Source organism: Legionella fallonii LLAP-10 (assembly GCF_000953135.1).
Taxonomy (GTDB): Bacteria; Pseudomonadota; Gammaproteobacteria; order Legionellales; family Legionellaceae; genus Legionella; species Legionella fallonii.
Map to the genome: position 1 here is coordinate 2,931,336 of NZ_LN614827.1, position 15,373 is coordinate 2,946,708.

A 15,373-nucleotide genomic window follows, 5' to 3' on the forward strand; every position below is an offset into this window, starting at 1 on the left:
ACTCATTTCGCTCAAAAAATAAAAAAATTAATTCCTATTTACATAAATTAACCCTTATAAATACTGGATAATCCTTACGGATCGTTTAAACTGATACATAATAGCAGTGAAAACAAAGAGGATTTGAATGAAACAATCATTGCAGCTTAGTATTGGACAACATCTAACTCTAACACCCCAACTACAGCAAGCAATAAGACTATTGCAGTTATCTACAATAGATTTACAACAAGAAATCCAACAAATAGTTGAATCTAATCCTATGCTGGAAGCCACTCCGGTTGAGGAAAAGGAAGAGTCTCGACTTAATAGCCCGCCTGATGCAGATGAGTTTGCTGATTTTCAGTGGTCACAACTCTACAACCTGAATAAGCGCAATAATTTTGAAGATAACGATTATAACTTTGATAATTTGCATTGCACTACCACCAATTTACAAGATCATTTGCGTTGGCAACTTGCTCTCTCACCCATGAGTGATATAGATAGGGTTATTGCCACTGCAATCATCGATGCAATTAATGATGATGGTTTTCTTACTATACCTGTAAGTGATTTGCATTCCAGCCTAAGCAGCGATGATTTCCCTCTGGACATTGAAGAAATTGAGGCAGTACGGCATAGACTGCAACATTTTGACCCTGTAGGTTGTGCTTCATTAAGTTTGACAGAAACGCTACTTGTTCAATTAGAACAACCCCAGTTAGATATAAAGCGTTTGGCATTAGTAAAAAAAATTATTACTGAAGATATAGATCTGTTAGGGCAGCATAACTACAGACAGTTGATGAAAAATCATCAAATTAATGAAAAAACTGTAAATGAAACTCTTCAAATTATTCAAGCCCTTAACCCGAAGCCAGGTAATCTGATACACCAAGATATTACTGAGTATATTATTCCCGATGTAACAGTAAAAAAAGTAGAAAATCAATGGAAAGTTTACCTGAACCAAAGCGTTCTTCCTCAGTTAAGTATTAATAGTCAATATGCAGCGTTAATTCAACGAGCGAATAATAGTGTTGATAACCAATTTCTAAAAAATAATCTGCAAGAAGCACGTTGGTTTCTGAAAAGCATTCAGAGTCGGCAAGAAACTCTACTCAAAGTAGCGACATGTATTGTTGACTATCAACAAGGATTTCTTGAGAGTGGTGAAGAGGCAATGAAACCATTAGTGCTTAATGATATTGCTTCTGCCCTAGATATGCACGAATCAACAATTTCTCGTGTCACTACTCAGAAATTTATACATACACCACGCGGTGTATTTGAACTGAAATATTTCTTTTCCAGCCATGTGAATACAGATACTGGAGGTGAATGCTCGTCAACAGCAATACGAGCTGTCATAAAGAAATTAATTTCGGCGGAGAATAGAAAAAAACCATTAAGTGATAGTAAAATCGCTGAGCTAATCGCAGAACAAGGTATTAAGGTGGCAAGACGTACTGTTGCCAAATATCGTGAAGCCATGGGCATTGCCCCATCTAATGAACGAAAAATTATTCGTAGCTAATAATTAGTAAACAAAGGAGAGCCTTATGCAAATCAACATCACTGGACATCGTATCGATGTTACTCCTGCCCTCAGAGCCTTTACCGAAGAAAAGTTCGATAGACTTGAGCGTCATTTTGATCATATTACTGCTATTAATGTGGTTTTTGATGTCGAAAAATTAAGACAAATTGCTGAGGCAACTGTTTTAGTAGCTAAAGGAGAATTACATGCCAGTTCTGAATCTGAAGACATGTATGCTGCAATAGATACACTAGTAGATAAACTGAATCGACAGCTTATTAAACACAAAGAAAAGCTACTAGGCCTTCGTGATCACAGAGAATAATATTCAGTTTCTTTCCTCTTCATCGCTGCTCCAGCAGCGATGAGCCCTGTAATTACATCCCATAGAATCTACAAAAAACGACCGATAGAACATCTTGCATAAATCCTGTACCTAACGCGCGAGTCATGATACATTGTAAGGATTATGATAAAGACTCAAATCAAGATAATAAATAAACTCGGTTTACATGCACGCGCATCGGCGAAATTTGTCTCAACCGCAGCACGATTTCAAAGTCATATAGATGTAACCAAGGACTCTCAAACCGTTAATGGAAAAAGCATTATGGGTGTGATGATGCTTGCCGCTAATAAGGGCAGCGAACTCACTTTAGAGATAGATGGCCCAGATGAAGAAGCAATGAACGAAGCTTTAGTCCAATTAATCAATAATTACTTCGGCGAAGGCGAATAGATAAAAAACGTTCAGATAATGGTGTCAGATTCAGCACGTGTAGCCCGATTACAAACCAACGTAGCCTTGAGTAACATAATTGTAGCCCGGTTTCTTGCAACCAGGCTACAATTATGTGAACAGTAGCTGTAATTATTCTTTATGTGAGTTCCCGCGCTCTTTTTTCATTCTTTGTAAAGAAATAAAAGTTAACATGGGGCCAGATAAAGCATAGATACTAAAACCACCAAAAAGAACTATGGCTGGGTTAGCCGCGATAGCTACGAATAAGATAATAACGATTAATACATATAAAAATGGGACTTTCCCTTTAAAATCTATTTCCTTAAAACTGTAGTAACGCAAATTACTCACCATGAGCACAGAAGCCAACAAAGCTAAAATTGCTGTTAATAAAGAAATAAACATATTCTGCCATTCATTTTGATAACATAACCAGGCAAAAGAAGCCATTACTGCCGCAGATGGTGGGCAAGGAAGCCCTTGGAAATACCGTTTATCTGCTGTTCCAAGTTGGGTGTTAAAACGCGCAAGACGTAATGCCACTGCAGCAGTATAAACAAAAGCAACTAACCAACCAAACTTTCCTAAGTGGCTTAATGTTAAGTTATATAGCAATAATGAAGGAGCCACACCAAAAGTAACCATGTCGGATAAGCTATCATATTGTGCCCCAAACTCCGTTTGGGTATTAGTAAGACGCGCAATCCGCCCATCTAAACCATCTGCAATCATACCTATAAACATAGCAATAACAGCAGCCTCATACTGTCCCTTCATGGAAGAAACCAACGAGTAAAATGCTGCAAACAAACTGGCAGTAGTTAGTAAGTTGGGCAGTAAATAAATTCCAGAATGACTTTCTTTTTCCATTCGCTATGAAACCTCACTAATGTAAAATCACGAACATCCTAACATAATTAACGTAAGTTCAACATAAAAAGCATGGAAATGCTTTTTATGTCGCTAAACAAACGTTATTCCGTAAAACACGCAGCATTTATACGGGAGCTAGTTCTAAATAAACGCTGTTAAGTATAAAAGGCGTAATATGCCGTTCATACTATATTCCTCCACAAATTCATCTAAACCATACAAAAAAATTATTAAAACTCAATTTTAACTAGTTGCTACAAATTTATTGTCTCAAAATAGGTAAATCTCCGTACATAAAAAGCATGATGATGCTATACTTGGCATACTGTATTTAAAATACATAAATTTATGGCTAATACCGAAGATAAAACAAAGATGAGTAAAAAAATTATTATTGAAGGAGTGACTGCTCAAGGTAAAACCTTTCGCCCACGCGACTGGGCAGAACGTATGAGTGGTTCTTTAGCAAGCTTTAAAAACAGTCGTATTTATTACTCGCCTCTTTTACAACCTAGCGTACACAGTGATGGCTATCATTGCGTTTTACTAGATCCCAAACTTAAAGAATCCAGTCCACAAATTTACCAATCCATCATGGATTTCGCAAAAGCGAACAATCTCCGCATCTGTAATGAAGAGGAATAAACCGTGTCACAGATGGGTTTTCCTACTCTCCATCTGGATTTAAAATCCTAATTGAGGTCCTTTCTCATCCAAAGATAAATCGTCAATACCGTCTCGTAACTCCGCAGCGATATTGTTAAATGCTTTTACAGAACTTGTTTCTAATCCGAAAATCTTTGTCACTTGGCCTTGGCCTGTTGCTAATACCTCATACTCTTTACTTTGCTTTAGCTCTTCTACATGCTTATCAAATTGCTCTTTACTGGTACACATTTGTGCGTAAGTAGTTAATTCGGACTTAAAATCAAGCAATAATCTAGTCTTAAGGCAATCTCCTTTCAGATCACGAAATTTATCCGAAGAAGCCTGACAAAAATACCAACGATTATTTTCAGTAATATGGGTGGCATGTTCATAATGAGTATTTTTAAGCTGTTGTAATTCACGAAAGTTCTCAGTTAATCGCTTAAATCTACTAGGGTCGCCGCTGTCTTGCCATGATCCTCCATTATTTTTATACTGATAGCCTACTACTGCATTATTTTGAATTATCAGGCGCTTGTCACCAAATGCATAAAAAGAAGTATCTCTTGATGATTGAGGCGATATTGGTTTAGATGTATTATTAGCTCCTAGCTTTCGTTGATGATCGTCGATCAAAGCCTGGTTTGTGGGTCTAGGATGATTCCTGCCATAGTACTCAATTCCCAAATTTTGGAATGTTTGAGGGGCTCTATTAACACCTAACGTCAATGTCTTCCCATCCGCTGACGTAGGCGTTGTTCCCCCACTATATTGAGCTTTAAATTTAGCTGCTTTTTGTGCATCATCAAATACGAGCTGAATCACTTGCTGCGATGGTCTTGCAGCATCTGGAACGACACGTATACTATTACAACCACTATGTAATGAATCTAATTTACGTTTTACATATTCTGCAGGAGTCTCTTTTGATAGAGTCTGTGCGGAAGATGTATGGCTTGGAGAATGAGGTGCGGTTGTTTTCGGTTGCATCGGCTGAGCGAAATCAACCAACGCCTCCATTGTAGGTCTAGGGTGTTTTCTGCCATACTCCTTGATGTTCAATTTTTCGAATAACCTCTCAGCCCTGGTAGGCCCTAAAGTTAATACTCTCCCCTCTTGTGGCGTAGTTGAACCACTATGAAGAGCTTTAAAATTAGAGGCATCTTGTATATTTTTAAATACCAATTGCACCACTTTCTGTGACGGATTGTTTTTATCAGGAACCACTCTTACTTCCGCACAATTCACTCTATCTCGCACATACTCGAGAGGCGTCTGTTTTGCAGCGGTTTGTTTAGGAGAAGGATTACCCAAAGAATGAGGTGCTGTTGGTTTTGAAATACCATGTGTCGATGCTTGATGGCTTGTAGGAGAGACATTTTGCCGCCATCCCTGCATATTTTGAGTATACGATACCAAAGAATCATGTCTTAATTGTGTGGAAGCCTGTTGCTGAAGCTGCTGATAATAGGCCTTAGGATTAGGAATTTTAGGAGGGTTTTGCGGCTCTTCCTTCCTTAAATACTCATTACCTAACTCCAAAATCGCTATTCCTAACATATTGGCACCCCGACCATCTGGCCCAGAAGCCCAATTATCATCTTTGGAAGCCACCTCTACCGGTAAAATACCGTCACGAGCACAATCCATAGCCAATTTTTTTAGCTCTGGATGTTGTTCTAATTTCAATTTCACCACTTCACGCATAAATTTCAAGGTGTAGGGTTCGCCATTAGCCATTAACCCTTTATTAGGAGCCCCCAAACTATGGTAATTAGAATCACTAAGCGCATCAAAAGCTCTTTTGTCAGCTCCAAATAATCGCGGATATTTATTGGTTAAATCTGCAACTATACCTTTAGGTCCATCCCAATCCGTATGAGGAAGAAACTCGTCTCCTGGACCTGCTTTAGTAACTTCAATCTTACGTAAGGTCTGCAATACAATCATCTGCATTCCTTTATCTCCAGGATTTTTATTCATTAAATGAATTAATTTTTGCGCATGATAAGCATGTTCTGAGGAAGGCCAATTGAATGTTACTGGCTTACCGTCAATCATAACATTTTGAGCTACAGGATATTCCCCTGCTTTAGTTGTATTGATGAAAGCACCATAAGGTGGATTGTCACCATATTTAAAAGGCGCTATTTTGGCATTACCAAGCTGAACAAAGGGTCTGGGCATACACCACCTCCAAACACTCAATTTAAATTGACAACAACAGGTATGAATAGCAAATAAAAAATGAACTTAATAGACTGCCCAACAGCATCTTTAGTGTTATTTTATCTTAACTACAAATACAAGATCATTTATGTAATAGTATGATCAAAAAACAATCAATATGCAAGTTTAATGTTTCTTTTATTCATTGCCTGAGATAACTTGATAAATGCACAGCATCTATAAGAAAATCGGAAATGTCGCCTAGTATCCCTGACTCGCTTTGAACGTCATAGTCCAACTCACTAAAGAGCTGACGATATAATTGACTACCGCGATAGAGTTATCAAAGTTCATCGCTAAAATGCCAGCTAATATGAACACAAGCCCTTTAGGCCCCTCCTGGGTTCCCGGCTCACTAGCATGTGCTACGAGAACACATCCCCTCACAAACCATAATATCCCTGCAGTTCTTATCAATAGCCCCATAGAAGAATAAATATTTGCTGGATTGTAATTGGTATAGGAAATCACATTCCCCACTCCAAAAGCAGTATTAGCCAAGACATGAAATGCTGAAGGGAGATAGAGCAAACAAGCGCCCATCAATATCAACATCATTGGGGTAAACATTTTCTCAGAAGAAGAGGATTGAGCCCTCTTATCTCCTATTTTTTTTAATTTACTTAGTGCTGTTATGAAAAATAAAAACCCCAATATATAAGCGCCGCCCGATATAAATTTTTGGACTGGGTAGAGTGATTGGCTTAAATTGCCAATCATTGTTACTAAATCTGTAGTCGTCATATGTTAATTATATTATCTCAACACTTGCAATGCATAATTTTTCCCCTATATTAAGCACTTTATAATAAAAGTTGATAATCGTCATGCAAGTAAATATCTTTCCCATTACTTTGGTAGAATCTTTTATGATCTCCCCCAAAGTAAAACATTTTGTTTTTAATTGTGAGATCACCCCTTCATTTAACTACATACCAGGACAATTTATTACCATTCATTTTGAACGTGATGGAAAAAACTTGAAGCGTAGTTACAGTATAGCCAATTCTCCAAAACAAGATAACCAAATAGAGTTTGCCGCAGGATATTTTGCCAATGGTCCCGGTACAGAACTCCTATTTAATTTAAAACCAGGAGATACTGTCCATATTTCAGGCCCTTTTGGTCGATTAATTTTTAAAGACGAAGTGCCTGGGCGTTATATTTTAGTTGCTACCAGTACAGGAGTAACTCCATATCGAGCGATGCTCGCTGAATTAAGTAAACGTCTTGACCAAAATCCTCATCTACAGGTCGTTATTCTACAAGGCATACAAAAAAGAGAAGAAATTCTTTATGCAGATGAATTTAAGGCCTTTGCGCAACGATACCCACAAGTAACATTTAGAGCTCATTTAAGTCGAGAACTACCTGAGGGTTTACAGGAGAATGAATATACAGGATATGTTCAGCACGCATTTCCCGAACTGAATCTTAATCCAGAACAAGATATTGTTTATTTATGCGGAAATCCAGGTATGATCGACGACGCATTTAACTATTTAAAAGATCAAGGTTTTGCTATGCAGCACATTATTCGTGAAAAATACATTTCCCGATAACCGCTGAATATAAATTGAGGAGAATAATACATTATGCATTACGAAGAATTGTCAGAAACTATGGAGCAAATACTACAAGATGGAAAAGGCATCTTAGCTGCTGATGAAAGCAATAGCACTATAGGTAAGCGTTTTGAATCAATCGACGTTGAAAACACAGAGGAAAATCGTAAAGAATACCGCCTATTACTAGCTACCACTCCCGATCTGGAGCAATACATAAATGGCGTGATCTTATTTGAAGAAACATTTGAGCAAAAAGATGAGCATGGAACCCCCATAGCAGAATTATTTGCTAATAAAGGCATAGTTCCTGGTATTAAAGTAGATAAAGGACTAATCGATCTGCCCAATACTCAAAATGAAAAAGTAACTCAAGGTCTGGATGGTTTAGCTGATCGACTACTCCATTACAAAAAACTAGGCGCTAAATTTGCTAAATGGCGCAATGTATATTCTATTTCTGAATATGCTCCAAGTATTGCTGCAATTAAAGCAGGGGCTGAAAACCTCGCTCGATATGCAGCAACATGTCAATCAGTAGGGATAGTCCCTATTGTAGAGCCTGAAATTCTGATGGATGGCGATCACAGTATAGAACAATGCGCAGAAGTCAGCGAAATGGTTTTACATGAACTCTTTCATGCCTTATTTATCCATCAAGTAGAACTAGAACATATCATATTAAAACCAAGCATGGTAACCAGCGGTAAAGCGGTCACTCCATTTAGCGAACCAGATGAAGTAGCAGATTACACTATTGGAGTATTCCGTAACAATGTCCCTGCTTCTGTACCAACAATTAACTTCTTATCTGGCGGACAAACACCTCAGCAAGCAACAGAAAATTTAAATGCTATCAATACTGTTGGGCATCAACCATGGTTGTTAAGTTTTTCCTATGGACGAGCGTTACAAGAAGATTGCTTAAAAACTTGGGAAGGAAAAAAAGAAAATATTGCCAGTGCTCAGGAAGCTTTATTGAAGCGTGCTCGGTTAAATAGCATGGCCTGTGTCGGTGAATATGAAAGTGCTATGGAGCAATAGCCGCTTAAAAGTAGGTCGCGCCAATGGCCCAATGGCGCTACCTTAAGTTTTTGTAGCCTGGATGAGCGCAGCGTAATCCGGGATTTCAGTGCACTGAGCTAGGGTATTCCCGTATTATGCTGCACTAATACGGGCTACGATTTTTTCTTCCTTTTATTAAGGTAGCACCATTGCGCCAATGGCCAGACCTACTTTTAATATCACTGAACCTAATTCTCATTCAAAAAATCAAAGTAGCGTAAAGCGCGCATATAACGGCAAATGGTCAGATAACATACGCCAGGGTTTCCCCTGGAAACAAGCAACGTCTTGTACTTCCATCCCGCGAAAATAAACTCTATCAACACGCAATGCAGGCTTAATCGCCGGAAAAGAGCGGGCATGTTGTCCTTCGACAGCAACAAATGCTTCATGTATATTCAAATCATCCGCAAGCGTTTTAGAGATAATAGTGCGCCAATCATTAAAATCTCCTGCCATTAATAAAGGCTCATCTTGCGGAACAACATCCTTAATACGCTGAATTAAAGCTTTGCATTGCTCTGCACGCTCTGCTTTAAAAAGCCCTAAATGCACGCATAATAGGTGGATCGTGGTGTTATCTAGTTTTACTTGCGCATGCAAAATACCTCTGGACGCTCTACTGGTATTGGAAAGATTAATATTTTCAAAACCTGCAAAAGGATACTTACTTAAAATAGCATTGCCATGATGGCCTGATTGATATATGGCATTTTTAGCATAAATATAATGTGGCCATATATTCTCTGCTATATATTCAAACTGCGGTGCGTCAGGCCAAGAATCTATTCGCCGCTCTTTCCTTTTGTGCTTACCTTGCACTTCTTGCAAGAAAACAAAATCAGGATTTAACCCAGTAATGGCTGCGCGCATTTCAGGAAGCAAAAAACGAACAGCACCCACACCAAATCCTTTATGAATGTTGTACGTTATCAGCGATATGCTGTTTACAACCTTTTGCATTCTCTTTGTACCTTTACCTTATGTTTATTAAGCATAGCATTAACAGGACTAATTAATAATACATTTCTAGATAATTAGAAAATGAACTTATAAAGCAATAGCTTAGATAAAGATTATGTAGCTTCTCAATAAGTCAGATAAACGTCATCGCGAACGAAGTGAGAGATCTCCAGACATTAGCACTGTGCCTGAATTTGGAGACTCCTCTCTTCGTTGACATTTTTTCGCGGGGTTATTGATTAAAGGTCTGGATTTATAGAGCAACACATGAGGTAATAAGCTATGGTTCTAAGTAACAGAATAATAAATAAAAATGAACTCTCAAGAATTAGTTATTCCAGGTTTATCTATTGCTTATAAAACTTGGGGTAATCCTGAAAACCCTCCTATTATTGCACTACATGGCTGGCTAGATAACGCAAATAGTTTCGACCCTTTGGCAGAATATTTAAAAAATAATTATTATTTTATTGCCATAGATTTTCCCGGTCACGGCCATTCCGCTCATCTTCCCCAAAGTAGTAATTACCACTTTATTGATGGCATATTCATTATAGTGCAAATAATCAACGCCCTGAAATTAGATAAGGTTCACTTAATAGGCCACTCTATGGGAGCTTGTTTAGCAAGCATAGTCGGAGGGATAGCCCCCAATCGTTTCCTGTCAATTGGTTTAATCGAAGGATTAGGCCCATTTTCACATCCTGATGAATCTGCATGCGAACAATTGACTACCTATTTAGACTATCTTACTCATCAAGAGATAAAGAAAACCAAGGGATATCACGAATTTGAACATGCTGCCTTAGCCCGTTCACTAAAGGGCTATGTTTCTTTTGAGATCGCTAAAATATTATGCCAAAGGGCCCTGGTTAAAAAACATGGCATTTATTATTGGCGACATGACAAACGATTGTTAGCTCCCTCTCCTTTGCGCATGACCGAACAGCAAATTCTTTCTTGTCTAAAACAAATCAGCGCCAAAACATGTTTGATTTGGGCTAGCAAAGGATTTTCTTTTGATTCTAAATTAATGCAAGAACGTATAAAAACAGTTAGCAATTTAAAAATTATGCACTTAGATGGCGGACATCACATTCATATGGAACAACCTGAACTTGTAGGACAACTTCTCACTGATTTTTATCTTTCGTTGTAATGACATCCATTATCTACACGCATTATGAAATAATACATAAAGGGCGCTATAGCGCCCTTTATGTCAAGTCATATTAACTATTAGTATCAATAGCACAAGATTGATAACTAACAGCAACCTCAGTCAATGAGGCTTTCACATCGTCAAGAGAAAATCCTAAATCTTTGGCGGCATTAAGAACACCGCAACCAGCATCATCAAAAGATGCATAAGGAGTCCAATAATCCATATTCGCTTTAACCATTACGTCAAATGCTTTACGAATATCCCAATCAGGTTTATTCGCTAAGATGTAGAATAAATGGTTGTATACCCCACTAGAGTAATGAACATCTAAACCGCCGTAATAATCATCAGCACTATCAATTGACTCGCCATCACGACTTGGCTTATCCATGTAACGTAAAGCGTCATAACCACTATCTTCCTTCATTATTTCAGGGCCAATTTGCCAGCTGCTCTTTCCTGCAGAATAAAATTCAGCGGCCTGCGCTGCCATATCAGAGAATGACTCATTTAATCCACCTGACTGGCCATAATATTCCAAGGCAGAATGCTGTTCAGTGAAACCATGGCTAATCTCATGAGCACCGACCCCTAGAGAAACTAAAGGATGCATCATGGTATCACCATCACCAAAGGTCATTTGTCTGCCATCCCAATAAGCATTTTCATAACCCTCACCATAATGAACACGCATCACCAATTGCATTGGAGAGCCATCGGTCTTAGTCAATACCTCTAAACCATACCAATCGTGATACATATGCTTAATTACATGGCCGGCATATAAGGCATCATTAGTTGGAGAGGATGCCCCATTTGCCTTATCATAACCATCAGCAGAATAACCGGTATAAAACATAGAGTTAGACTGATCACCCAAATCCGTAGTACAAGAAAATTTCATGGCAATATTCTTTGAACTATACTTATGTTGCATATCAACCACTTTAACATTTGTATTTTCCATGAAACACATTTTGGCATTAAGATCTCTAGTAATCTCTAATAAAGGTAATTCTTTACCATACTGATATTCACCTACTTTACTATTTCCACCAAAGCCAGCTCCTTTCACAGGAACCATTTCAGTTTTCACATCATTCCACTGCACAAATGGTTTATTAGTTTGCGCATCAATAATCGCTGTTGGACGTTCAGGAATTTTATCATCATGACTAACAAAGACACTGACCTTATAGGCCCAATGAGCCTGATGTTTGTCATCGATATAAACCATAGGAGTTACTTGTTCTTCGCTAACACGTTTATCTGCATAGTGATTTTTAAATTGCTGTAAAGCAACAGAAGCATTTTTTACAAAGGAGGCCTGGGGTTGTCCCAACTCAAGTTGTAACCCCTGATAAACAGTACCATTCATGTGCACATCTGAGTTTGTGGTTGCAAGAGATGGTGCCTTTTGTTTACTATGCATAATGGCATAGCCACCAAAAACAGGAAAACCAGCATATAATTGCTGCATACGCACGTGAGTTACTTTATTGCCGTCAGTATGTTGTCTTACAAATTGTAAACTATCAGTCGACACTGAAGTACCTTTCATTACACCTGGTAAAGTTAATTGAAATTTTTGTTTTAACTCAACAAAAGGTGTTTTTTGTAGGGCCACGGGCTCTGCCGCTTTTACAGGTGAAGCTAATCCTAGGGCTACAGCAATGGCTAAAGGTGACAAATAATAATTTGGATGCATCGAAACTAACTCCTTAGATTAATTCGGGTAGGACAACCTTCCTGGAATGTCCATGATGTTTTATATTACCCATTGATTTTTTAAGGACAGTTGATTAACAAAAAACTCTTAATATCATAATCATTCAGCTTAAAAAGCTAGGGTAGTCCAAAATACAGCTAATGCTCAATGCAAATCACTTCACATCGAACATAAGCTCTTCTCAATTAAAATACTATGAAAAACCATAATATTTCAAAGAAATACGCGTACAGAATGAACTGCTACTATACAAAAATACAAATAGATCTTTTTAAAACCATACAAAATTAGCACAATTTCACTTTTTTTGAAATTGTTTAATTAGCATTACTGCTTTTCTTTGCTTTTAAATTAAGCCGGATCAGTACTTGTCCTGGTGTAACCTTATCCCCCTTTTGACAACATATTTCTGTAACTACTCCATCCTCAGATGCTTGTACTTCTGTTTCCATTTTCATCGCTTCAATAGCGAATAATGCCTGGCCTTTTTTCACTCGTTCACCTACTGCTACATGAATAGCCATAATTGTGCCAGGAATGGACACGGAGACATCACCAGGCTCATTATTTTTTGCTCTGGCAACGGCTTTATTTTGCTCTTCAAATTCTGAACCGTGAATGACCACTTCTTCAGGAACACCATCCACCCATAAAAAACAAGTCTGACGACCGTGTTGAGGAGTGCCGAAGCCCGCGACTTTCACATGATAATGCTCCCCATGAAGAGTAATATCATATTCTGACAAACTATGGTGCTCTGCAGTGCCGGACTGAGGTAATAAGGGCTCAGGTACCAAAGAATCATTTTGGCGCTGCTCGAGAAATTGCCGGCCAATTTCAGGAAACATCGCATAAATCAGAACATCTTCCTCACTCAAAGCTAAAGCTTCAATTTCTTTTTTTAATTGCTTGAATTCATTAGACAGCAGATCGGCAGGCCTTACTTCAATCACATCAGTTCGCCCAATGGCTTTTTTACGCAATTTAGGACTTATCTTACCCGGAGGAGCACCATATTTACCTTGACAGTAAAGTTTTACCTCATTCGTTATAGTTTTGTAACGTTCACCAGTTAATACATTGATTACAGCCTGAGTTCCCACCACTTGAGACGTTGGCGTAACTAAAGGTGGATATCCTAGATCTTCACGAACTCGAGGAATTTCCTGATGAACAGCATCTATTTTGTCCAAAGCATTTTGTTCTTTTAGTTGGCTGTACAAATTAGATATCATCCCTCCAGGAACTTGATAAAGTTGCACTCTCGGATCGATAGCACTCGCCTCGCTTTCAAATTGAGAATATTTCTTTCGAACGACCTTAAAGTAATCATCAATTTCTAATAATAAATTTAAATCTAACTCTGTATCAAATTCACTACCCGCTAAGGCAGCGACCAATGCTTCGGTAGGCGGATGAGAGGCCCCGCCTGAAAAAGACGAAATAGCGGTATCTAGATGATAACAACCAGCAAGAACCGCTTCGTAATGACAAACGTTAGCTAAACCCGATGTAGCATGACTGTGTAAATGGATAGGTAATCCTGTTGCTTGTGAAAGTCCTTTATACAATTCTGTAGTGATGGAAGGAGTTAATAGTCCAGCCATATCTTTAATTGCAAGGCTGTCACATCCCATATCTGCCAATTCTTTTCCCAAATTGACAAACCCTTCTAAGGTATGTACTGGACTAGTCGTATAACAGATTGCTCCTTGCGCATGTTTTTTTTCAGCCTTAACTGCCTCTATGGCAACTCTCAGATTTCTAGAGTCGTTTAATGCATCAAAAATTCGGAATACATCAACACCATTATTTGCTGCCAATTTGATAAACTCTTTGACTACATCATCCGCATAATGACGATAGCCTAATAAATTTTGCCCCCTAAGCAGCATAGATAAACGCGTATTAGGCAACGCTCGCCTTAACAAACGCAATCGCTCCCAAGGATCCTCTTTTAAAAAACGCAGGCAGGCGTCAAAAGTTGCCCCACCCCATACTTCCATGGCCCAAAAACCAACTTCGTCCATTTTCTTGCATATGGGCAACATATCTTCTGTTCTTAAACGCGTTGCTATTAAACATTGATGCGCATCTCGAAGAGTCACATCGGTGATTAAAGTTTTTACCATAAAGCTATCCCTGATTTTTTTATATAAAAACAATACCATAATCTAAATCATGGAACATCATTGAAAATGATAATTCATTTTCACTCTTTAGTTATCTCTGCATACTAGACCTCTTTCTAAACTAGCAATGATACTCAATCATCCCCGATCATTATGGAATGTTACCCTTTAAATGCAGACTCCTTTTTTCTGAAAACATGAAGCTATATTGTACGGATCTTGCCGATATCCTCGCGGATATATAGACAGAATCATAAAGTTCAGGCAAAATCTGCAAAAATCATAATACACATAGTGTAATGAAAAAAATTCTTGTATTACATGGTCCTAATCTAAACCTTTTAGGAACTCGTGAGCCATCTATCTATGGTTCGGAGTCTTTAAACCAAATCAATACCAACTTAGTAAAAATGGGAAATGATGCAGGATTGCAGTTAACGTGCTATCAAAGTAACGCCGAAAGTGATTTAATTCAGGCTATACATCAAGCAAGCACTGATAAAGTTCATTACATAATATTTAACCCCGCAGCATTTACTCATACTAGCGTAGCACTACGTGATGCTTTATCTGCTGTCGCAATACCATTTATTGAAGTACATATCAGTAATATTTATTCCCGTGAAGCCTTTCGTCACCACTCTTATTTCTCCGACATAGCAACAGGGGTCATCAGCGGGTTTGGTGTCAAAGGTTACGGAGTAGCATTACAAGCAATTATTGACGAATTCAAGTAGAGA

At 38.2% G+C, this 15,373-nt stretch carries 14 protein-coding genes; 8 read left to right on the plus strand and 6 right to left on the minus strand.

Annotated elements, in window-relative coordinates; all coding sequences use genetic code 11:
* Nucleotides 1–127 precede the first annotated feature (127 nt).
* From LFA_RS12050 to LFA_RS12060, 3 genes are all read left to right on the plus strand, one after another.
* Nucleotides 128–1,519, plus strand: coding sequence for an RNA polymerase factor sigma-54 (locus LFA_RS12050; protein ID WP_045096412.1), 1,392 nt, complete (start codon nt 128–130; stop codon nt 1,517–1,519).
* A 25-nt stretch (nt 1,520–1,544) separates the two neighbouring features.
* Entirely contained in the window at nt 1,545–1,847 is a 303-nt protein-coding gene (hpf, locus tag LFA_RS12055) for a ribosome hibernation promoting factor (protein WP_045096413.1), read from the plus strand.
* Nucleotides 1,848–1,991: 144 nt separating this feature from the next.
* A complete protein-coding gene (locus tag LFA_RS12060) occupies nt 1,992–2,261 on the plus strand; it encodes an HPr family phosphocarrier protein (protein ID WP_045096414.1) in 270 nt (89 codons plus the stop codon).
* Between the two features lie 132 nt (nt 2,262–2,393).
* Here the strand turns inward: LFA_RS12060 and pssA are convergent, their stop codons facing one another.
* Nucleotides 2,394–3,134: a CDP-diacylglycerol--serine O-phosphatidyltransferase gene (gene pssA, locus LFA_RS12065; protein ID WP_045096415.1), complete on the minus strand. Its 741-nt coding sequence runs from the start codon at nt 3,132–3,134 to the stop codon at nt 2,394–2,396.
* A gap of 351 nt (nt 3,135–3,485) precedes the next feature.
* Between pssA and LFA_RS12070 the strand changes: the two genes are divergently transcribed.
* Nucleotides 3,486–3,782 (plus strand): DUF3579 domain-containing protein, encoded by a 297-nt coding sequence (locus tag LFA_RS12070; protein WP_045096416.1) that lies wholly within the window; start codon nt 3,486–3,488, stop codon nt 3,780–3,782.
* Nucleotides 3,783–3,821: 39 nt separating this feature from the next.
* Here the strand turns inward: LFA_RS12070 and LFA_RS18955 are convergent, their stop codons facing one another.
* Complete coding sequence (locus LFA_RS18955; RefSeq protein ID WP_052673959.1) at nt 3,822–5,972, minus strand: hypothetical protein; 2,151 nt, start codon at nt 5,970–5,972, stop codon at nt 3,822–3,824.
* Nucleotides 5,973–6,215: 243 nt separating this feature from the next.
* Nucleotides 6,216–6,758: a hypothetical protein gene (locus LFA_RS12080; protein WP_045096417.1), complete on the minus strand. Its 543-nt coding sequence runs from the start codon at nt 6,756–6,758 to the stop codon at nt 6,216–6,218.
* 83 nt (nt 6,759–6,841) lie between these two features.
* On the opposite strand from LFA_RS12080, the gene LFA_RS12085 reads away from it, so the two are divergent.
* On the plus strand, nt 6,842–7,576 hold the full coding sequence (locus LFA_RS12085) for a ferredoxin--NADP reductase (RefSeq protein ID WP_045096418.1): 735 nt from the start codon (nt 6,842–6,844) through the stop codon (nt 7,574–7,576).
* A 33-nt stretch (nt 7,577–7,609) separates the two neighbouring features.
* Nucleotides 7,610–8,623: a class I fructose-bisphosphate aldolase gene (locus LFA_RS12090; protein ID WP_045096419.1), complete on the plus strand. Its 1,014-nt coding sequence runs from the start codon at nt 7,610–7,612 to the stop codon at nt 8,621–8,623.
* Between the two features lie 228 nt (nt 8,624–8,851).
* Here LFA_RS12090 and LFA_RS12095 read toward each other — a convergent pair whose 3' ends face one another.
* Complete coding sequence (locus LFA_RS12095) at nt 8,852–9,607, minus strand: endonuclease/exonuclease/phosphatase family protein (protein WP_045096420.1); 756 nt, start codon at nt 9,605–9,607, stop codon at nt 8,852–8,854.
* Between the two features lie 313 nt (nt 9,608–9,920).
* Between LFA_RS12095 and LFA_RS12100 the strand changes: the two genes are divergently transcribed.
* The gene (locus LFA_RS12100) at nt 9,921–10,766 is read left to right on the plus strand and encodes an alpha/beta fold hydrolase (protein WP_045096421.1); all 846 of its coding nucleotides are present in this window, start codon (nt 9,921–9,923) and stop codon (nt 10,764–10,766) included.
* Nucleotides 10,767–10,839: 73 nt separating this feature from the next.
* Here LFA_RS12100 and proA read toward each other — a convergent pair whose 3' ends face one another.
* Nucleotides 10,840–12,480, minus strand: a complete 1,641-nt coding sequence (proA, locus tag LFA_RS12105; RefSeq protein ID WP_045096422.1) for a zinc metalloprotease ProA — start codon at nt 12,478–12,480, stop codon at nt 10,840–10,842.
* 338 nt (nt 12,481–12,818) lie between these two features.
* Nucleotides 12,819–14,633: a sodium-extruding oxaloacetate decarboxylase subunit alpha gene (oadA, locus tag LFA_RS12110; RefSeq protein ID WP_045096423.1), complete on the minus strand. Its 1,815-nt coding sequence runs from the start codon at nt 14,631–14,633 to the stop codon at nt 12,819–12,821.
* A gap of 299 nt (nt 14,634–14,932) precedes the next feature.
* Between oadA and aroQ the strand changes: the two genes are divergently transcribed.
* The gene (aroQ, locus tag LFA_RS12115) at nt 14,933–15,370 is read left to right on the plus strand and encodes a type II 3-dehydroquinate dehydratase (RefSeq protein ID WP_045096424.1); all 438 of its coding nucleotides are present in this window, start codon (nt 14,933–14,935) and stop codon (nt 15,368–15,370) included.
* Nucleotides 15,371–15,373: the final 3 nt, after the last annotated feature.

Coding starts and splice junctions, on each gene's coding strand:
- LFA_RS12050 (WP_045096412.1), top strand. CDS start 128: ATGAAACAATCATTGCAGCTTAGTATTGGACAACATCTAACTCTAACA.
- hpf (WP_045096413.1), top strand. CDS start 1,545: ATGCAAATCAACATCACTGGACATCGTATCGATGTTACTCCTGCCCTC.
- LFA_RS12060 (WP_045096414.1), top strand. CDS start 1,992: ATGATAAAGACTCAAATCAAGATAATAAATAAACTCGGTTTACATGCA.
- pssA (WP_045096415.1), bottom strand. CDS start 3,134: ATGGAAAAAGAAAGTCATTCTGGAATTTATTTACTGCCCAACTTACTA.
- LFA_RS12070 (WP_045096416.1), top strand. CDS start 3,486: ATGGCTAATACCGAAGATAAAACAAAGATGAGTAAAAAAATTATTATT.
- LFA_RS18955 (WP_052673959.1), bottom strand. CDS start 5,972: ATGCCCAGACCCTTTGTTCAGCTTGGTAATGCCAAAATAGCGCCTTTT.
- LFA_RS12080 (WP_045096417.1), bottom strand. CDS start 6,758: ATGACGACTACAGATTTAGTAACAATGATTGGCAATTTAAGCCAATCA.
- LFA_RS12085 (WP_045096418.1), top strand. CDS start 6,842: ATGCAAGTAAATATCTTTCCCATTACTTTGGTAGAATCTTTTATGATC.
- LFA_RS12090 (WP_045096419.1), top strand. CDS start 7,610: ATGCATTACGAAGAATTGTCAGAAACTATGGAGCAAATACTACAAGAT.
- LFA_RS12095 (WP_045096420.1), bottom strand. CDS start 9,607: ATGCAAAAGGTTGTAAACAGCATATCGCTGATAACGTACAACATTCAT.
- LFA_RS12100 (WP_045096421.1), top strand. CDS start 9,921: ATGAACTCTCAAGAATTAGTTATTCCAGGTTTATCTATTGCTTATAAA.
- proA (WP_045096422.1), bottom strand. CDS start 12,480: ATGCATCCAAATTATTATTTGTCACCTTTAGCCATTGCTGTAGCCCTA.
- oadA (WP_045096423.1), bottom strand. CDS start 14,633: ATGGTAAAAACTTTAATCACCGATGTGACTCTTCGAGATGCGCATCAA.
- aroQ (WP_045096424.1), top strand. CDS start 14,933: ATGAAAAAAATTCTTGTATTACATGGTCCTAATCTAAACCTTTTAGGA.